The organism is Bradyrhizobium sp. S3.7.6 (assembly GCF_054061875.1).
In genome coordinates this window covers 8390877-8409052 of sequence record NZ_JBSSEQ010000001.1, presented here as the reverse complement: position 1 = coordinate 8409052, position 18176 = coordinate 8390877, and the positions used below count along the sequence as shown (strand labels likewise).

Sequence of the window (18176 nt, the reverse complement as noted above, 5' to 3'; positions counted from 1 at the left end):
GACCGGTCACCGCGACCGGCTTTCCCGCCCTTGACGGCTGCGGTTAAAGTGAAGAAGCAGGATCATCGAACCTGCCGACCCGCGCCTCGGCCCGCGGGCATGGAGACGCCGCATGTCGTTCAAGAAACTCCTGATCGCCAACCGTGGCGAGATCGCCATCCGCATCGCGCGCGCGGCGGCCGATGCCGGCATCGCGACGGTCGCGATCCATCCGGCCGATGACGCGCTGTCGCTGCACGCGCGTGTTGCCGACGAGGCGGTCGAAATCCCCGGCCGCGGCGCACGGACCTATCTCGATATCGAAGCGGTGGTGAAGGCGGCGAAGAGCGCCGGCTGCGACGCGGTGCATCCCGGTTATGGCTTCCTCAGCGAGAACGCCGCGTTCGCCAAGGCTTGCGCGGATGCGGGCATCGCCTTCGTCGGGCCGAAGCCGGCCGCGCTTGAACTGTTCGGCGACAAGGTCGCGGCGCGGCAACTGGCGAAGCGTTGCGGCGTGCCGATCATCGCCGGCACCAGCGGGCCTTCGTCGCTGGAGGAGATCACGGCATTCTTCGAATCCCTCGGCAAGGGCGCGGCGATCGTGATCAAGGCGATGGCCGGTGGCGGCGGCCGCGGCATGCGTGTCGTGGAGAATGCCGCCGATCTCGCGGCAGCTTATGCGCGCTGCCAATCCGAGGCCAAGGCGGCGTTCGGCTTCGACGGCGTCTATGCCGAGCGCCTGATCCGCCAGGCCCGCCACATCGAGGTGCAGATCATCGGCGATCGCCATGGCGCGATCTCCCATCTCTGGGAGCGCGAATGCACCATCCAGCGCAGGCACCAGAAGCTGATCGAGGTGGCGCCGAGCCCGTCGCTCAGCGACGCCTTGCGCGGCCGCATCATCGAGGCTGCGAGGCAGCTCGCGACCGCGGCGGCTTACGACAATCTCGGCACCTTCGAGTTCCTGGTCGACGGCACGGCCGAGGACAGCTTTGCGTTCATCGAGGCCAATCCGCGGCTTCAGGTCGAGCACACCGTGACGGAGGAAGTGCTCGGTCTCGACCTCGTCCGGGCCCAGCTTGCGGTCGCCGCCGGCGCAACATTGGCCTCCCTTGGTTTGGCACAGGGCTCCATCCCAAAGCCGCGCGGCTACGCCATGCAGCTCCGCGTCAACATGGAGACGCTGGACGAGCTGGGGGCGACGCATCCGACCGGCGGCGTGCTCGCCGTGTTCGAGCCGCCGTCGGGGCCCGGCGTCCGCGTCGATAGTTTTGGTTATGCCAGCTATAAAACCAGCGCGGCGTTCGACTCCCTGCTGGCCAAGGTCATCGTGCACACGCCGGGCGAAGCCTGGCACGACGTCGTGGCAAAAGCCTCGCGCGCCTTGCGCGAGTTCAGGATCGACGGTGTCGTCACTAACATCGCCTTCCTCCAGGCCGTGCTCGCACATCCCGATTTCAGGACCAACCGCATTGCGACCGATTTCATCGATCGCAACATCGCAAAGTTGGTCGAGGCGGCCGATGGCGCGGCAAAGCCGCTCTATTTTGCCGCGACCGAGCGAAGCGGCCATGGCGCCGAGACGCACGTCGTGCAGATCGTGCCCGAAGGCGCGGTGATGGTCGCAGCGCCCTTGCAGGGAACCATCGTCACCATTCAGGTGAAGGAAGGCGAGATCGTGCGCCCGGGCCAGCAGCTCGCCGTGATCGAATCCATGAAGATGGAGCATCTGGTCATGGCCGAGCAGGGCGGCCGCGTCATGAAGCTCGTGGCCGCCGATGGCGTTACCCTGATGCATGGCGAACCGATCATGTATCTGGAGCCGCTCGACGTCGCGGCCGATGCGTCGGCAGCGGAAGCCGATGTCGATCTCGACCACATCCGCCCTGATCTTGCCGAGATGATCGCGCGCCAGGCCAATACGCTCGATGCCAACCGACCGGCCTCGGTCGAGCGCCGCCGCAACACCAACCAGCGCACCGCGCGCGAGAACGTCGCGCAGCTCGTCGACGACGGCTCGTTCATGGAATATGGCAGCCTTGCGATTGCAGCGCAGCGGCGCCGCCGTAAGCTCGACGATCTCATCAAGAGCACACCGGCCGACGGCCTCGTGATGGGTGTTGCGACGGTGAATGCCGACAAGTTCGGCGCCGAGGGCGGCCGCTGCATCGTCGTGGCCTATGACTACACCGTGCTCGCGGGCACACAGGGCCACATGAACCACAAGAAGATCGACCGCATGCTGACGCTTGCGGAAGACTGGCGCGTGCCGCTGGTGTTCTATGCCGAAGGCGGCGGCGGCCGGCCCGGCGACACCGACCGGCTCGGTATGACCGGCCTCGACGGCCCGTCCTTCGTCCAGTTCGCAAGGCTCTCCGGCCTCGTGCCGGTTATCGGCGTGGTCTCCGGCTATTGCTTCGCCGGCAACGCCGCGATGCTCGGCTGCTGCGACGTCATCATTGCCACCAGGAACGCCTCGATCGGCATGGGCGGTCCGGCGATGATCGAAGGCGGCGGTCTCGGCGTCTATCACCCGGCCGAGGTCGGCCCGGTCTCCTTCCAGTCACCGAACGGCGTGATCGACATCCTCGTCGAGGACGAGGAGGAGGCGACGCGGGTGGCGCAAAAATACCTGTCCTATTTCCAGGGCGCGGTGACGGAGTGGCAAGCGGCCGACCAGCGCCTGCTTCGTCGTGCGATCCCGGAGAACCGCCTGCGCGTCTATGACATCCGCAGCGTGATCGATCTCGTCGCCGACAAGGATTCCGTGTTGGAGCTGCGCCGCGACTACGGCGTCGGCATGATCACCGCGCTGATCCGCATCGAGGGCAAGCCGTTCGGTCTGATCGCCAACAATCCACGCCATCTCGGCGGCGCGATCGATGCCGACGCCGGCGACAAGGCCGCGCGCTTCCTCCAGCTCTGCGATGCCTTCGATCTGCCGATCGTCTCGCTCTGCGATACGCCCGGCTTCATGGTCGGCCCGGAGGCCGAGAAGACCGCGATCGTGCGCCACGTCTCGCGCATGTTCGTGACAGGTGCGAGCCTTACCGTACCGCTGTTCGGCATCGTGCTGCGCAAGGGCTATGGTCTCGGCGCGCAGTCGATGATCGGCGGCGGCTTCCACGCCTCCCTCTTCACCGCGGCCTGGCCGACCGGCGAATTCGGCGGCATGGGCCTGGAGGGGTATGTCCGCCTCGGCTTCCGCAAGGAGATGGAGGCGATCGCCGACCCCGAGGAGCGCGAGACCTATTATCGGAACAAGGTCGCCGAGCTCTATGCCAACGGCAAGGCGGTCTCGATCGCCTCGGTGTTCGAGATCGACAACGTCATCGACCCCGCCGAGACGCGGCGCTGGATCATGGCGGGCGTGCGCTCGGTGCCGAGGCCGCCCGCGAGGACGAAGAAGAAGCGACCCTGCATCGATACGTGGTGAGCGCAGTGCAGCAATAGCTGCGTCCCGGTTCCCGATTGACATCCCCGCCTGTGCTGCCAGACTTTGCACAATAATGCAGGGTGGAGACGTCCGCGATGGCCAGCCTTTCGGCCTCGAACCATGTCGCCCGTGTCTTGTCCGTCGCCAACCACGTGGCCGACGTCGATGCCTCGTCGCGGATCGCCAATTCCTGGCGGCGCTGCGTAATCAGCCACAAGCTCGATCCCGCGCGCCAGGGCCCGCCGCAGACGCTGACCGAGGCCGAGATCCGGCACGTCGCCGAACCGATGGAGGAGACGATCCGGCTCGCGATGCCCGAGCTCGACGATCTCGCCCGGGTGCTGCGCGAGGCCGGCTACTGCGTCAATCTGGCTGATACGAACGCGACCATGCTGTTCAGCCGCCTGCCGGGGGAAGCCGACGCAAAGATGTTCTTGGACTGGAAGATCTACACCGGCTCGAATTTCGCCGAGACCTTCGAGGGCACCAACGGGCTCGGCACCGCGCTTGCCGAAGAGAAGCCCATCCTGGTGCATCGCGACGAGCATTTCCGCGCGCAGTGGCACATGTTCTCCTGCGCCGTGGCGCCGTTGTTCGATCAGGCCGGCCGGCTCGCCGGTGCCGTGAACATCACCTCGTGCCGCGAGGATCTCGAACGCGCCGCGCATCAGCTCGCGCTCGCGGTGACGATGGAGGCGACGCGGCGGATGGAGGGCGCGATCTTCCGCGGCTATTTCCGCAACGCCTGGATCGCCACCGTGCCGGGCGACGGCGGCAGCGGCCTGCTCGCCTATGACGACGATCGCCGCATCGTCGGCGCCTGCCGTTCGGCGCGCGCGCTGCTGGGCCTCACAGACGGCTTGATCGCATCGGGCATCGATCTGTCGCGCTATATCAAGTTCGATCATCATGCTGCGCGTGGTGCGGACGAGGTCGTCGAGCTGCGCCGCGCCGACGGCAGCGCGCTCGGGCAGGGACATGTCGCGCCGCCGCTGCGGGCGAGGCCGTCCACTCTGCGTCGTGACGTTCCGGTCGATCGTTTCGATTCGCTGCATCGGCTCGCAGGTCGCGATCCTGGCCTGATCAAGAGCGTCAAACGGCTGCGGAGCATCGGCGACCACAATCTGCCGGTGCTGCTGCATGGCGAGACCGGCGTCGGCAAGGACGTGTTCGCGCGCGCGATTCATGCGGCGAGCAACCGCGCCCGCAACCGTTATGTCGCGCTGAACTGTGCGGCGATGCCGGAGAGCCTGATCGACGCCGAGCTGTTCGGCTATGAGGCCGGCGCCTTCACCGGCGCGCGCCGCGACGGCTCTAAGGGTCTGATCGTGCAGGCCGACGGCGGCACGCTGTTCCTCGACGAGATCGGCGACATGCCGATCGCGCTGCAGACGCGCCTGTTGCGCGTGCTCGAAAACCGCGAGGTCTGGCCGCTCGGCGCGCTCAAGCCGGTGCCGGTCGACATCCGCCTGATCAGCGCGACCCATCGCGATCTCAGCCGCATGGCGGAGGAGGGCGCCTTCCGCGCCGATCTCTACTTCCGCCTGCGCGGCATGGAGGTGCGACTGCCGGCGTTGCGCGAGCGCGCCGACAGAGACGATATCATCCGCCAGATCGCGCGCGAGGAGGCGCCGGATTGCCGCCTGTCGGAGGAGGCCTGGGCGTTGCTCTCGGCCTATCCCTATCCCGGCAACATGCGCCAGCTCCGCCACGTGCTGCGGCTTGCCGGCTGCACGGCCGAGGACGGCGTCATCATGGACGCCGATCTCGATCTGCCTCCGTTCGGTGGGAGGACGGAGCCGGATCTGGTGGCGGCAGAACGGGCGACGATTGTCGAGGCGCTACGCAAGCATGGTGGCCGCGTCACAGAGGCGGCGCGGGCGCTGAAGCTCAGTCGTGCCACGCTGTATCGCAAGATCAAGCAGCTGAAGATCGAGACGGCGCAGTAGCGTTCAGTCGCATGCGGCGTTCTTTCTTCCCCCCTCCCCTTGTGGGAGAGGGTGGATCGCCGCGTAGCGGCGAGACGGGTGAGGGGTCTGCCTCCGCGGATTCACCTCGCCATTTGCGTGCGCGGAAAGATACCCCTCATCCGGCGCGTCGCGCCACCTTCTCCCGCAAGGGGAGAAGGAAGGGGCACCGAGACTAGGGCGCGCTCTTACGAAAAATCGCTCCAGCTCAGATGCCGGGAATCGAGGTCGCCGACTGAAACGGTGCCGCGGATCTCGTGAGGAACGTGGAAGCTGCTACGCAGATACACCAGCGGCGCGGCCTCGTCGGAATGCGAGACGCCGCGCACCTCGCCGACGAAGATCGAATGCGTCTTGGTCTCGAACTCCTGCGCCAGCACGCAGTCGAATGCGGCGACCGCATCCGTCAGCACCGGCGCGCCGGTTGTGCCGCGCGTCCACTGCCCGAAGGCAAATCGGTCGTCGCCGTTGACGCCCTTCTGGCCGCTGAAGGTGAGCGCGAGCAGGGCATGGTCCTCGTGCAAGAAGTTGATCGCGAAGGCGCCTTCCTCGCGGATTCGCGCATGTGCGCTGGCGTTGCGGTTGACGCAGACGATCAGGGACGGCGGATTGTCCGATAGCGAGCAGGCTGATGTCACCGTCAGCCCGGTGCGCTTGCCGTGCTCGGCGCCAACCGTGACCAGCGCAACCGCGCCGGCGCATTGGCGCATTGCAAGTTTGAAATCCTTTGCGTCGACGCTCACGCCGAAATCTCCGAAACGGGGGCGGGTGCGACACGATTGCGCCGCACCCGCCGCGCGTCAAGCGGCCTTCTTCGCGGAGCCGAGATGCTTCAGGCGCGGCATCACCTCTTTGCTGAGCAGCGAGAGCGAATGGCGCCAGGCCTCCGGCTTGTGCTTGTAGTCGAAGCCGAACACCAGCAGCACGCCGAAGCCGCCGACCTCGTCGTAGATCTTCTCGATCTTTTCGGCGACGGTTGCGGGCGAGCCGACGATCCAGTTCCGCTTGGCGCAATATTCGACGGTGACGTCGCTATCGGGCACGTCGGGCGCGTGCTTCAAATAGTCCTTGAAGCCGAAATGGCCGAGCAGGGGCAGGAAGTACTCTCCCATCATCCGGCCCATCATGTCGCCGGTCGAGAGCTTCCAGGCCTCCTCGTCGGTGTCGGCGACGAACACCTCACGTACGAGGCGCCAATCCGCGCGGTTCGGCTTGCGGCCGGTCTTGGCGGCGCCGATCTCGACCGAATCCCAATGGCTGCCGACATAGGCCGGATTGAGGTTGAGGCTCATCGGGATGAAGCCGCGCTCGCCGGCGAGCTTCAGCGTGTCCGAGTTCTTCGAGAGCCCGGCAACGCCGATCGGCGGATGCGGGGCCTGGAGCGGCTTGATGTGGGGCTTGAGGAAGTCGAACATCGTGTCCGGCTTGGTCACCGTCCAGAACTTGCCCTTGTAGGTGAAGGGCGCGGGATCGGACCAAAGCTTCAGGATGATCTCCAGCGCCTCGCGGGTCATGTCGCGGTTCTGCCCGCTCATGCCGTCGACGTTGAACATCGCCCAGTCGCTCGGCAGGCCGCTAGCGGCGACACCGAAATTGAGCCGGCCCTCGGAGAGATGATCGAGCATCGCGACGCGGTTGGCGAGCTCCGCCGGGTGGTGATAGGGCAGCAGGAAGCCGCCCGGCCCGATGCGAATATTCTTGGTCTGCATCAGCGCCTGCGCGATCAGGAGGTCCGGCGTGGGATTGGGTTCCCAGGGTGCGGTGTGGTGCTCGCCGACCCAGGCCTCCTGATAGCCGAGCTCGTCGAGCCAGCGCATGACTTGCAGGTCCCAGTCGTTTCCTTCCTTCAGGCCGCACTCCGGCGGATGCGAAGGCATCGTGAAATAGCCGATCTCCATGGGTTTCCTCATCTGATGTTGACGCGTCTTGTTGCGCGTTCCCGGACTTGAACAGGACAGCTTTAGCAAGCGGTGTGCCACCGCATCGCAAGCCGTGTGCCAGCGCGGCGAGCGCCTCAGATCCGCGAAAAATCGCTGGTTTGAGGCGGCAATAGCCGATATCCCGGGGCGGATTTGCGGGCGTCCGTCTCATTGTCGCGAGACGGCGTCTTGCCGGTGAGACCAAGGATACCCGTTGAGATGACCGAACCCGCCTATGTCGCGGTGGACTGGGGCACCAGTAGCTTCCGCCTCTGGCTGATCGACCGTGCCGGCCAGCTGCTGGCTGAACGTCGCAGCGATGAGGGCATGCTGGCCGCGGCCAAGGCCGGCTTTGCCGGTGTGCTGCAGTCGCATCTCAAGGCTGTCGAGGCCCCGGCCCAGCTGCCGGTGCTTGTCTGCGGTATGGCCGGCGCCAAGACCGGCTGGGTCGAGGCCGGCTATGTTGACACGCCTGCGCCGCTCTCTGCCGTGCTGAAGCAGGCCGCGCTTGTGCCCGGCGAGACGCGCGATATTCGCATCCTGCCCGGGATCGCGCAGCGCGATACCAGGGCGCCGGACGTGATGCGCGGCGAGGAGACGCAGCTGCTCGGCGCACTCGGCCTCGAGGCCGCAGGCGAAGCGCTGGTCTGCATGCCCGGCACGCATTCGAAATGGGTGCGCGTGAAGGACGGCACGGTCGCGCATTTCTCCACCTTCATGACCGGCGAGCTCTTCAGCGTGGTCTCGCGCGAGACGATCTTGTCGCTCGCGGTCGCCGGTGCCGATGATGCCGAGGATGTTGCGAGCTTCAAGGCGGCCGTGAAAGCCGCGTATGAAGCGCCGGCCTTTGCGGCCAACCTTCTGTTCACTGCGCGGTCGCGGCAGCTCCTGTTCGGCGGCACGCCGGCCGCCGCGCGCGAGACGCTGTCGGGCACGTTGATCGGCGTCGAGCTGGCGGCAGGGCTCTCCGGCACGGTGCCGAAAGCGGGCATCACGCTGATTGCCTCCGGGCGGCTCGCGATGCTGTACCGGCTCGCCTTCGATGCGCTGTCGGTCACCGTGCAGCCGATCGATGCCGATGAAGCCGTTCGCCGCGGCCTGTCGATGGCTGCTGCCGCGATCTGGACGAAATGAGAGGAATCTTGAGATGAGCGTTCCCTTTCCGCCGATGAAGCGGCCGCTGGTCGCGATCCTGCGTGGCGTGAAGCCCGAGGAGACCGAGGCGATCGTCGGCGTGCTGATCGAGGCCGGCATGACCGCGATCGAGATTCCCCTGAATTCGCCGGAGCCGTTCCGCTCGATCGCGACTGCCGCGAAGCTCGCGCCGGCCAGCGTCCTGATCGGCGCCGGCACGGTGCTGACCGCCGCAGATGTCGATCGTCTCAATGACGTCGGCGGCAAGTTGATGGTTTCGCCGAATGTGGATACGCAGGTGCTCACGCGTGCACACCAGTACGCCATGGTGACGTTGCCGGGCGTGTTCTCGCCGACCGAGGCGCTGCTCGCGGCGCGCTCCGGAGCATCGGGCCTGAAATTCTTTCCGGCCAGCGTGCTCGGTGCGTCCGGTATTGCCGCGATCCGCGCCGTGCTGCCGGCGGGCGTGATGATCGCCGCCGTCGGCGGCGTCTCCGACCAGAATTTTGCCGAGTACATGAAGGGCGGCGTGACCGCGTTCGGGCTCGGCTCCAGCCTCTACAAGCCCGGCATGACGGCCGCCGATGTCGCCGCTCGCGCAAAGGTGACAATCGCGGCCTATGATCGGGCGATTGTGAAAGACTGACCCAGAAATAAACAAGCCGTGATCCCGTCATAGCCGCGCTTTATCCTATCTTGCTGCACCAGCGAGATCAGGAGACCGACATGGCGATCAACAACGTAGCCGATCTGTTCGTGGCAACGCTCGAGCAGGCCGGCGTCAAGCGCATCTACGGCATCGTCGGCGACAGTCTGAACGGTCTCACCGAGGCGCTGCGCCGCCGCGGCACCATCGAATGGATTCATGTCCGCCACGAGGAGGTGGCGGCCTTCGCGGCTGCCGGCGAAGCCGAGATGACCGGAAGCCTTGCGGTGTGCGCAGGCTCCTGCGGCCCGGGCAATCTGCATCTGATCAACGGGCTGTTCGACGCGCATCGCAGCCGTGTTCCCGTGCTCGCGATCGCCGCGCAGATCCCCTCGGCGGAGATCGGCGGCGGCTATTTCCAGGAAACCCATCCGCAAAACCTGTTTCGGGAATGCAGCCATTATTGCGAGCTGGTCTCGGACCCGAGCCAGCTTCCTTTCGTGCTGGAGAACGCGATCCGCGCGGCCGTGGGCCTGCGCGGCGTTGCCGTGATCGCCATGCCCGGCGATGTCGCGTTCCGCAGCCCGCCCAAGCGCGCGCTATCGATGACGCGCGGGCTCGCGCTGTCGGCGCCGAAGGTCGTGCCGCAGGCCGACGAGCTGAAGGCGCTCGCGGACCTCCTGAACAGCGCCGAGCGCATCACCCTGTTCTGCGGCCGCGGCTGTGCGGGTGCGCACGCGCCGCTGATGCAGCTGGCAGAAGCGCTGAAGAGCCCGATCGTGCATGCGCTCGGCGGCAAGGAGCATGTCGAGTACGATAACCCCTACGACGTCGGCATGACCGGCTTCATCGGTTTCTCCTCAGGCTATGCCGCCATGCACGCCTGCGACGCGCTGGTGATGCTCGGCACCGATTTCCCTTACAAGCAGTTCTTCCCCACCGATGCGCAGGTCGCGCAGATCGACATCCGCCCGGAAAATCTGGGACGGCGCTGCAAGATCGATCTCGGCCTCGTCGGCGACGTCAAGCTGACCATCGAGGCGTTGCTGCCGCTGCTCAAGACCAAGACGCAGCGGAGGCATCTCGACGACGCCATCGCGCATTACAAGAAAGCGCGCGAAGGGCTCGACTCGCTTGCGAAGGGGACACCGGGCAGCAAGCCGATCCATCCGCAATATCTGGCAAAAGTCATCAGCGACCATGCCTCTGATGACGCCGTCTTCACCGCCGATGTCGGTACGCCCACGGTGTGGGCCGCGCGCTATCTCGACATGAACGGCCGCCGCCGGCTGATCGGCTCGTTCGTGCATGGCTCGATGGCCAACGCGATGCCGCAGGCGATCGGCGCGCAGGCCTCGCAGCCCGGCCGCCAGATCATCTCGCTCTCCGGCGACGGCGGCTTCACCATGCTGATGGGTGACCTGATCACGCTGACCCAGATGAAGCTGCCGGTGAAAATCGTCGTCTTCAACAACGGCGTGCTCGGCTTCGTTGCGCTGGAGATGAAGGCGGCCGGGTTCGTCGACACCAATGTCGATCTTGAGAATCCCGATTTCGCGGCGATGGCGCGCGCGATGGGCATTTTCGCCAAACGCGTCGAGGACCCCGGTGAGCTTCCGGGCGCCGTGAAGGAGATGCTCGCCCATGACGGACCCGCGCTGCTCGACGTCGTCACGGCGAAGCAGGAGCTGTCGATGCCGCCGACCATCACGCCCGAGCAGATCAAGGGTTTCAGCCTCTGGGTGCTGCGCGCGGTGATGAACGGGCGTGGCGATGAGGTGCTCGATCTCGCGAAGACCAACCTGTTGCCGCGCTAGCCGCGCTTCACCGAAGGCGCGGGCAGCCGCTCGTGGCGGTGCTGGAAGCGCTGCCAGTGCAGCACGATGCCGATCAGCAGGGCCGGCACGAAGCCGAGTGCGATCAGGAAATACGGCAGCTGCGTCGGCGAGATGAATGCAATGGCGATATCGGAGATCAGCCAGAGCGCTGCGAACATCACCGCGAAATCGGTGCGCGGGCAGCGCAAATAGTAGAACACGGCGGTGATGACGATGGCGGGCCCGATCGCGATGCCGATCATCACCGCGGTCAGCTCCTTCGGCGTCAGCGCGTCGAGCACCATCGACGCCAGCAGCCAGAGCGCGGCGAACATGGCGATGATGTCGAGCGGATGCCGCAATCCAATACCTCTCGCAGGAACCGCGCTATCGTTGTGGCCGGAACTCCGGTCGTCAAGGGAAAATACGCCTATTCCTCGTCACTTCCGGGCGTTGGCCGCAGCATGAAATGGCCGAAAGCGGTAGCGATCGGCTTGTTCGCATCGTCCTGCCAGGCCCGCGCCTCGAAGGCGACGATACGCCGGCCCTGTTTCACGATCGAGACATTGGCGACGGTATCGAGGGCACGTCCGGAACGCAGATAGTTGACGGTGAGTCCGATCGGCTTGGGCAGCGCCGCGATGCCGAGCTCGCGCCTCACGCCGAGGATCGCGGAGGTCTCGAGGAAGGCACCGGTCATGCCGCCATGGATCGCGGGCAGGATCGGATTGCCGATGATCTGCGGCGAGAACGGCATCGTCAGCGTGCCGTCGTCATTGACGCGAATGCCGAGGCAGCGCGCGAACGGGCTGTTGGCGAACGGGCCGTCCGGATCGTCGGGCGCCTCCAGCGTCGGGATGCTGCGCGAATCCATCCTACGGTCCGCGAGCATGTTGGTGCGGTTGGCGCCGATCATGAAGCAGGCGGTCGCGGTTGCGACCGGATCGTCCTCGGAGTCCTGATAGGCGGTGGAGCGCACGAAGGCGATCGAGCGCGTGGTGCGGTAGCAGACCGAATGCGCCTTGATGTCGAGGCCCGGCGTTGCCGGCTTCTGATAATCGATGCGCAGATCCAGGGTTGCGATCGCGCGCGTGCCGTCGAGCGCAAGTTGCACCGCCATGCCGCAGCTCTCGTCCAGCATCGCGGTGACGACGCCGCCATGCAGCACGCCGGTCTCGGTGTCGCCGACGAAGACCGGACGATAGGGCAGGCTGGACCAGGCCTCGGCGGGGGCGAAGCGGTCGAGCTGGAGCCCGCTGATATGGCCGTAGTCGGAGCGGCGGCCCTTGATCGCCTCGGCGAGTTCTTCGAACGGCAGCGTGGTGGGTGAAGTGGACATGACGACGTTCTAGACCAGTGTCGCTCGCCGCGCAAAACCCCGAAAGGGGCTCATCAAGCAGGTCCGCAGGCAGGTCTGTCTGGGCCGGTTTGGCCTCGACATGGTGTGCCGAAGCAACGATGGTGGGCGCTTCGTCCGTCGACTAGCCCCAAGGAGTGCCCATGGCCGACCCCGAAACACCCGCCACCAATCAGGGGCCCGTGACCATTTCGAGCTCCAGCTCGGAACGGGCACCGATCATCTATTTCGACGGCGCATCCTGCTTCGGACACCACAACGGCGCGATCCAGATCGAGCTCGCCGCGAACCTGCTGATGCCGGTCGGGGCCGCCGTCAGGGTCGACGTGGTCCAGACCGCGCACTTGCGTTGCAGCGTGGCCGCAGCGCTGGCGCTGCGCGAGGCGCTCGACAAGGCGCTGGCAATGTACAGGCAGGGGCAGCAACAGCCGGCGGAGGTGATCCCGACGGTGAAGAATTGAGATCGCGGGCGATCGCTTGTGAATGCGATCGCAATCTCTCAGCCCACATGCACCTTCGGCTTCTTGCCGCCGTTCCACTTGCCGTCGAGAGCGCGCTCGATCTGGGCGGCGAGTTGCAGGAGCAGGCCGTCATTGGCCTGCTTGGCGATGGCCTGGATGCCGAGCGGCAGGCCGTGGTCTTGCTCTGCCATCGGCATCGAGATCGCCGGCATGCCGCAGAGATTGGCCAGCGGCGTAAAGGCGAAGAAGCGCCAGAGATTGCCGAACCAGTCGAGGACGTCAGGGTTGTCGGAGATGGTGAGATATTCCCTGGTGCCGACCTTCGGCGTCGGCAACGCGGTGATCGGCGTCAGGATCACGTCCCACTGCTCGAAGAACGCGCCGAAGCCACGTGACGTGGTGTTGAACACGCCTTGCATCTTCGCCCGCTCGGCGAAGCTCGTGTGCCGACCGGCTTCCCAGATCCTGATGTTCATGGGCTCGATCAGATCTTCCGGCGGCTTTTCCAGCCCGCGTGCGGCGAGCATGTTGGAGATCACCACGGCAAAATTGCTGATGTAGCAGGTGGTCTGCGCCGCGAACGCGGCGCGGAAGTCGAGTTCGGGCAGCGCGTATTCGACGTGATGGCCGAGGCCTTCGAGGAAGCGGCCGGTTTTCTCCAGCTCGGCGGCGATCTCCGGCGTTGCGGTGTAGTCGCCCCAGGTGTGCGACAGCGCGATGCGAAGCTTTGACGGGTCGCGCTTGATCATCTCGGAATAGGGCTGCGCCGTCGTCCAGAATGGCATGAACTCGCCGGGCGCAGGTCCACGGGCATGATCGACGAAGGCAGCGGTGTCGCGCACCGAGCGCGATTGACAGCCCTGGATCGAGACGAGGCCGGTGAGATCGGACATGTGCGGCGCGAGCGAGAACACGCCGCGCGATACTTTCAAACCGATATTGCCGTTGACGCCGGCGGGAATGCGGATCGAGCCGCCGCCGTCGGTCGCATGCGCGATCGGGACGACGCCGGCCGCGACCATCGCCGCGCTGCCCGCGGACGAGCCGCAGGTGGTGTAGTCGGTATTCCAGGGATTGCGCGTCACGTAGACGGCGGGATTGTCGGCCGAGCTGCACACGCCGAATTCCGGCGTCGTCGTGCGTCCGATCAGGTTGAGGCCTGCCTGACGGAATTTACCGGTGAGAAACGTATCGGCCGCGGCGCGATTGCCGCGCATCAGCAGCGAGCCCATCTCCTGCAGCCGGCCCTTCATGGTCGGTCCGAGGTCCTTCATCAGGAAGGGCAGGCCGGCGAACGGGCCGGCAAGATTGGCGCCGTCCTTGGCCGGATCGGCGATCACGTCCTCGAACAGCTCGACCACGCCCGACAGTGCCGGATTGACCTTGGCGACGCCCGCAGCCGCCTGGCGCGCCAGCTCCTTCGCCGTCAGCTCGCCCTTGCGGACGCGCGCCGCCAGTCCGACGCCATCGTGCTGCGCCCATTCGTTCCAGCTCATCGGCAAAGTCATGAAGTCCAAATCCCCGTGGGTAGCGGCGTCACCTTTTTCGCAAGGGCCCGCGTGAATCAACTGAGCCGGCGCGAAGGGCAGGGTTGCGCCGGGCGGAGAGGTCGCAGCGTCATTAAGACAGCCGTGCGATCACCGCAACCGGGCCGCCGCCCGCCGGCCCCTGATGCTCGGCACCGCCGGAGACATAGACCGCGCCGGTGCCGGCGAGGCCGGCGATCAGGCCGCCGACGGCTGCGCGGGCATGGCGCGTCGAGCTGATGTCGGTATCCTCCAGCATGGTGTGGCGGAAGCCGCGCACTCTGCCATCAGGCGAGGCCTCGGCCTTGGCGAAGATATTGACGAGCTCGCGGCCCTCGGTGGCTAGCGGCGCGACGCCAAGGCCAACGCTTTTCAGCGCCGAAACCACCGCCGGGACATCGATCGCATCGTTCATCACGGCGTGGCCGATCTCGAACTCGCTCGCTGAAGACGCCGAGTTGCCGAGCACGATGATGACGTTGTGCATCAGCTCGATCCCTGACGAGGTGGACGCAACCGACGAGAACAGATCGTAGCGCCGCAGCACGTCGTCGTCGCTGATATCGGAAGCGATCTCGCCGAGCGCGACCGCGACCCCAAGCGCGGAGGCGCCGCGCGAATAGGCCATCGAGCTGTAGGCGCTGGTCGTGGCCGTCGTGTTGCCGCGCGCGTTTGCCGCTTCGACGCGGTCGCTGGTAAGCAGCGGGCATTTGATCTGCACGAAATGGACGTCGGCGGGATCGGTGATGCTGGCATCCGCCATCGCGGCAGTCACCGCCTTGGCCGTTTCCACGATCTGTGCGGAGCGGCCGATCTCTTCGGGGAGGAAGTCCCGCGTGTGCGCCATGCCGATGCTCAAGCGCTTGCCGGACATGCCTGCCGGGCGCTCAGCCTCGCGCCGCGTGAACACCGTGATATGCGGGCTGAGGACGCCTTCGGTGCCACCCGACATCACGAAGGCGATGCGCTGCTCGACCGCCTCTGGCGAAAGGCCGAGTTCTGGCGCCAGCGCGGTGCACAACGCAGCAACGGCATATTCCCGCGTAAAATCGTTGACGCCGCCATTGCCTTCGGTCTTGCCGAGGATGGCCAAAATCGTTGTCGGGTCGATCGCGCCGGAGCCGATCATGGCCATGAGGCCGGAGACGTCGCCGGGGCCGGTGGTGGCGACCCTGAAGACGCCGACCGATGCTGTCCGCATTGCAGTCCTCGTGTGGAGTTCGGTGGTCCGGCGGATGAACCAGCCGTGGAACGGACGCGCATGTCAAGGCACAAGCAGGGCGCAGGCACCCACGAATGTGGCGAGATCGCATCCGGTTCAACAAAAAAATCCTCTGTCGACGGTTGCGCGCCGCACCTTGATGAATCAACCTCGGTTGGTCCATAAGCGGCGTCCCGCTGCCGGTGGTTCGCCCCCGCGTCGCGTGCTTGATAGAGGGATTCTCGCGTGGCAAATATCAACCAGAAAATTGCGCAGGAGCTTGGGGTACGGGCGGAGCAGGTCGAGGCGACGGTGACGTTGCTCGACGGCGGCGCCACGGTTCCCTTCATCGCCCGCTACCGCAAGGAAGCGACCGGTGCGCTCGACGACGCGCAATTGCGCACCCTGGAGGAGCGCCTGGGCTATTTGCGCGAGCTCGAAGACCGCCGCAAGGCGATCCTCGAATCGGTCCGCGAGCAGGGCAAGCTCGATGCCGCGCTCGAAGCCTCCATTCTCGCCGCCGACAGCAAGGCGCGCCTCGAAGACATCTACCTGCCGTTCAAGCCGAAGCGCCGCACCAAGGCCGAGATCGCCAAGGAAGCCGGGCTCGAGCCGCTCGCCAATCAGCTGATGGCGGAGCCGGGCAACGATCCGAAGGTCGTGGCCGAAACCTTCATCAACGCCGAGAAGGGCGTGGCCGATGCCGCTGCCGCGCTCGATGGCGCCCGCGCCATCCTGGTCGAGCGCTTCGACGAGGACGCCGACCTGATCGGTGCTTTGCGCGAGGAGGTGTGGACCAACGCGCGCATGGCCTCCAAGGTGCGCGACGGCAAGAAGACCGAGGGCGAGAAGTTCGCCGATTATTTCGAGTTCTCCGAGCCGCTGACGAAGCTCCCGTCGCACCGCATCCTCGCGATGTTCCGCGGCGAGAAGGAAGAGGTCCTCGATCTCCAGATCCAGGCCGAAGCCGAAGCGTCGCCGCCGGGCGTGCCGAGCGCTTATGAATTGAAGATCATGAAGCGGTTCGGCATCGCCGACCTCAAGCGCGCCGGCGACCGCTGGCTGATCGACACCGTGCGCTGGGCCTGGCGCACCAAGATCCAGGTGCATCTCAACATCGACCTGCGCATGCGGCTGTGGAACGCCGCCGAGACCGAGGCCGTGCGCGTGTTCGCCTCCAATTTGCGCGACCTGCTGCTCGCGGCACCCGCCGGCACCCGCGTCACCATGGGGCTCGATCCCGGCTACCGCACCGGCGTCAAGGTCGCCGTCACCGACGCGACCGGCAAGGTGGTCGATACCGCCGTGATCTATCCGCACGAGCCGCAGCGGCAGTGGAACGAGGCGCTTGCGATCATCGGCAAGCTTGCGCTGAAGCATCGCGTCGAGCTGATCGCGATCGGCAACGGCACCGCCTCGCGCGAGACCGACAAGCTCGCAGGCGATCTCGTCAAGGGCCTGGCCGAGCTGAAGATGACCAAGATCGTGGTGTCGGAAGCCGGCGCGTCGGTCTATTCGGCCTCGGCCTTCGCCTCGGAGGAGTTGCCGGGTCTCGACGTCACCCTGCGCGGCGCGGTCTCGATCGCGCGGCGGCTCCAGGATCCGCTCGCCGAGCTCGTCAAGATCGAGCCCAAGGCAATCGGCGTCGGCCAGTATCAGCACGACCTCGGCCAGGCCAAGCTCGCCAAATCGCTCGATGCCGTGGTCGAAGACTGCGTGAACGCGGTCGGCGTCGACGTCAACACCGCCTCGGCGCCGCTGCTGGCCCGCGTGTCGGGCGTCGGCTCCGGCCTTGCCTCGAGCATCGTGGCACACCGCGACGCCAACGGCCCGTTCAAGTCGCGCAAGGCGCTCAAGGACGTGCCGCGGCTCGGGCCGAAGGCGTTCGAGCAGTGTGCCGGCTTCCTGCGCATCCTCGGCGGCGAAGATCCGCTCGACGCCTCCGGCGTGCATCCGGAAGCCTATCCCGTTGTGCGCCGGATTCTCAGCGCCACCAAGAGCGACATCAAGGCGCTGATCGGCAGCAGCGAGATCGTCCGCACATTGAAGCCGAAGGATTTCGTCGACGAGACCTTTGGTCTGCCGACCGTCACCGACATCCTGCGCGAGCTCGAGAAGCCCGGCCGCGACCCGCGTCCGGCGTTCAAGGCCGCGGTGTTCAAGGAGGGCGTCGAGGAGATCAAGCATCTCCAGAAAGGCATGATCCTCGAGGGGACCGTGACCAACGTTGCCGCCTTCGGCGCCTTCGTCGATATCGGCGTGCATCAGGACGGCCTGGTTCACATCTCGGCGATGTCCAGGAACTACATCAAGGATCCGCGCGAGGTGGTGAAGCCCGGCGACATCGTCAAGGTGAAAGTGCTGGACTTCGAAGTCGCCCGCAAGCGCATCTCGCTGACATTGCGCCTCGACGACGAGGTCGGCGCCAAGAAGGATGCGCCCGGCATGCAGCGGGACAACAGCTCGCGAAACCCCGCGCGCATGACGTCGTCGGCCCCGCGCAACCAGGAATCCTCCGGCGGCGGTGCCCTCGCGGAGGCCATGCGCCGGGCGGCCGAGAAGAACGGCGGCAAGCGGGCGTGATACTTTAACCTCTCCCCGCTCTTGCGGGGAGAGGTCGGATCGCGCTAGCGATCCGGGTGAGGCAAGGCATGCGGCTGACCAGATCAAAGGTCTCTCCGGCTCGTAACTTGACGGTGCACGGGACAAGCGTTGCGATCACTTTTTAGATCG

The 18176-nt window shown here is 66.1% G+C and carries 13 protein-coding genes; 7 read left to right on the top strand and 6 right to left on the bottom strand.

The features are described from left to right. Window positions 1–112: 112 nt before the first annotated feature. A complete protein-coding gene (locus tag ACVJ5M_RS40530) occupies window positions 113–3415 on the top strand; it encodes a carboxyl transferase domain-containing protein (protein ID WP_456679612.1) in 3303 nt (1100 codons plus the stop codon). Between the two features lie 95 nt (window positions 3416–3510). Then, window positions 3511–5364, top strand: coding sequence for a sigma-54-dependent Fis family transcriptional regulator (locus ACVJ5M_RS40525; protein WP_063985465.1), 1854 nt, complete (start codon window positions 3511–3513; stop codon window positions 5362–5364). A 206-nt stretch (window positions 5365–5570) separates the two neighbouring features. Here the strand turns inward: ACVJ5M_RS40525 and ACVJ5M_RS40520 are convergent, their stop codons facing one another. Together ACVJ5M_RS40520 and ACVJ5M_RS40515 are read right to left on the bottom strand one after the other, a co-directional pair. Then, the gene (locus tag ACVJ5M_RS40520) at window positions 5571–6125 is read right to left on the bottom strand and encodes a flavin reductase family protein (protein WP_187387815.1); all 555 of its coding nucleotides are present in this window, start codon (window positions 6123–6125) and stop codon (window positions 5571–5573) included. Window positions 6126–6182: 57 nt separating this feature from the next. Continuing rightward, window positions 6183–7280 (bottom strand): LLM class flavin-dependent oxidoreductase, encoded by a 1098-nt coding sequence (locus ACVJ5M_RS40515; protein ID WP_063985464.1) that lies wholly within the window; start codon window positions 7278–7280, stop codon window positions 6183–6185. Window positions 7281–7520: 240 nt separating this feature from the next. Here ACVJ5M_RS40515 and ACVJ5M_RS40510 point away from each other — a divergent pair, with 240 nt between their 5' ends. The 3 genes from ACVJ5M_RS40510 (at window position 7521) to poxB (ending at window position 10898) form a co-directional block, all read left to right on the top strand. Next, window positions 7521–8435 carry a 2-dehydro-3-deoxygalactonokinase gene (locus ACVJ5M_RS40510; RefSeq protein WP_063985463.1) on the top strand — a complete coding sequence of 305 codons (915 nt, stop codon included), beginning with the start codon at window positions 7521–7523 and terminating at the stop codon, window positions 8433–8435. A gap of 13 nt (window positions 8436–8448) precedes the next feature. Then, window positions 8449–9081, top strand: coding sequence for a 2-dehydro-3-deoxy-6-phosphogalactonate aldolase (locus ACVJ5M_RS40505; protein WP_063985462.1), 633 nt, complete (start codon window positions 8449–8451; stop codon window positions 9079–9081). Window positions 9082–9161: 80 nt separating this feature from the next. Further along, complete coding sequence (gene poxB, locus ACVJ5M_RS40500) at window positions 9162–10898, top strand: ubiquinone-dependent pyruvate dehydrogenase (RefSeq protein WP_063986686.1); 1737 nt, start codon at window positions 9162–9164, stop codon at window positions 10896–10898. Here the strand turns inward: poxB and ACVJ5M_RS40495 are convergent. Together ACVJ5M_RS40495 and ACVJ5M_RS40490 are read right to left on the bottom strand one after the other, a co-directional pair. After that, window positions 10895–11260 (bottom strand): hypothetical protein, encoded by a 366-nt coding sequence (locus ACVJ5M_RS40495; protein ID WP_038942774.1) that lies wholly within the window; start codon window positions 11258–11260, stop codon window positions 10895–10897. The two genes, poxB and ACVJ5M_RS40495, sit on opposite strands and share 4 nt — an antisense overlap. Before the next feature lie 68 nt (window positions 11261–11328). Further along, window positions 11329–12237, bottom strand: coding sequence for a PaaI family thioesterase (locus ACVJ5M_RS40490; protein WP_063985461.1), 909 nt, complete (start codon window positions 12235–12237; stop codon window positions 11329–11331). Window positions 12238–12398: 161 nt separating this feature from the next. On the opposite strand from ACVJ5M_RS40490, the gene ACVJ5M_RS40485 reads away from it, so the two are divergent. Then, window positions 12399–12716 (top strand): hypothetical protein, encoded by a 318-nt coding sequence (locus ACVJ5M_RS40485; protein ID WP_028151536.1) that lies wholly within the window; start codon window positions 12399–12401, stop codon window positions 12714–12716. Window positions 12717–12754: 38 nt separating this feature from the next. Here ACVJ5M_RS40485 and ACVJ5M_RS40480 read toward each other — a convergent pair whose 3' ends face one another. Together ACVJ5M_RS40480 and atzD are read right to left on the bottom strand one after the other, a co-directional pair. Continuing rightward, entirely contained in the window at window positions 12755–14224 is a 1470-nt protein-coding gene (locus ACVJ5M_RS40480; RefSeq protein WP_014492253.1) for an amidase, read from the bottom strand. A 112-nt stretch (window positions 14225–14336) separates the two neighbouring features. Next, window positions 14337–15443, bottom strand: coding sequence for a cyanuric acid amidohydrolase (gene atzD / locus ACVJ5M_RS40475; RefSeq protein ID WP_166081270.1), 1107 nt, complete (start codon window positions 15441–15443; stop codon window positions 14337–14339). Between the two features lie 246 nt (window positions 15444–15689). Here atzD and ACVJ5M_RS40470 point away from each other — a divergent pair, with 246 nt between their 5' ends. Then, entirely contained in the window at window positions 15690–18026 is a 2337-nt protein-coding gene (locus ACVJ5M_RS40470; protein ID WP_231143621.1) for a Tex family protein, read from the top strand. The last annotated feature ends 150 nt before the right edge of the window (window positions 18027–18176 follow it).

What these genes read in the sequence shown, in the direction of transcription:
- ACVJ5M_RS40530 (WP_456679612.1), top strand. Translation starts at nt 113, where the DNA reads ATGTCGTTCAAGAAACTCCTGATCGCCAACCGTGGCGAGATCGCCATC.
- ACVJ5M_RS40525 (WP_063985465.1), top strand. Translation starts at nt 3,511, where the DNA reads ATGGCCAGCCTTTCGGCCTCGAACCATGTCGCCCGTGTCTTGTCCGTC.
- ACVJ5M_RS40515 (WP_063985464.1), bottom strand. Translation starts at nt 7,280, where the DNA reads ATGGAGATCGGCTATTTCACGATGCCTTCGCATCCGCCGGAGTGCGGC.
- ACVJ5M_RS40510 (WP_063985463.1), top strand. Translation starts at nt 7,521, where the DNA reads ATGACCGAACCCGCCTATGTCGCGGTGGACTGGGGCACCAGTAGCTTC.
- ACVJ5M_RS40505 (WP_063985462.1), top strand. Translation starts at nt 8,449, where the DNA reads ATGAGCGTTCCCTTTCCGCCGATGAAGCGGCCGCTGGTCGCGATCCTG.
- poxB (WP_063986686.1), top strand. Translation starts at nt 9,162, where the DNA reads ATGGCGATCAACAACGTAGCCGATCTGTTCGTGGCAACGCTCGAGCAG.
- ACVJ5M_RS40490 (WP_063985461.1), bottom strand. Translation starts at nt 12,237, where the DNA reads ATGTCCACTTCACCCACCACGCTGCCGTTCGAAGAACTCGCCGAGGCG.
- ACVJ5M_RS40485 (WP_028151536.1), top strand. Translation starts at nt 12,399, where the DNA reads ATGGCCGACCCCGAAACACCCGCCACCAATCAGGGGCCCGTGACCATT.
- ACVJ5M_RS40480 (WP_014492253.1), bottom strand. Translation starts at nt 14,224, where the DNA reads ATGACTTTGCCGATGAGCTGGAACGAATGGGCGCAGCACGATGGCGTC.
- atzD (WP_166081270.1), bottom strand. Translation starts at nt 15,443, where the DNA reads ATGCGGACAGCATCGGTCGGCGTCTTCAGGGTCGCCACCACCGGCCCC.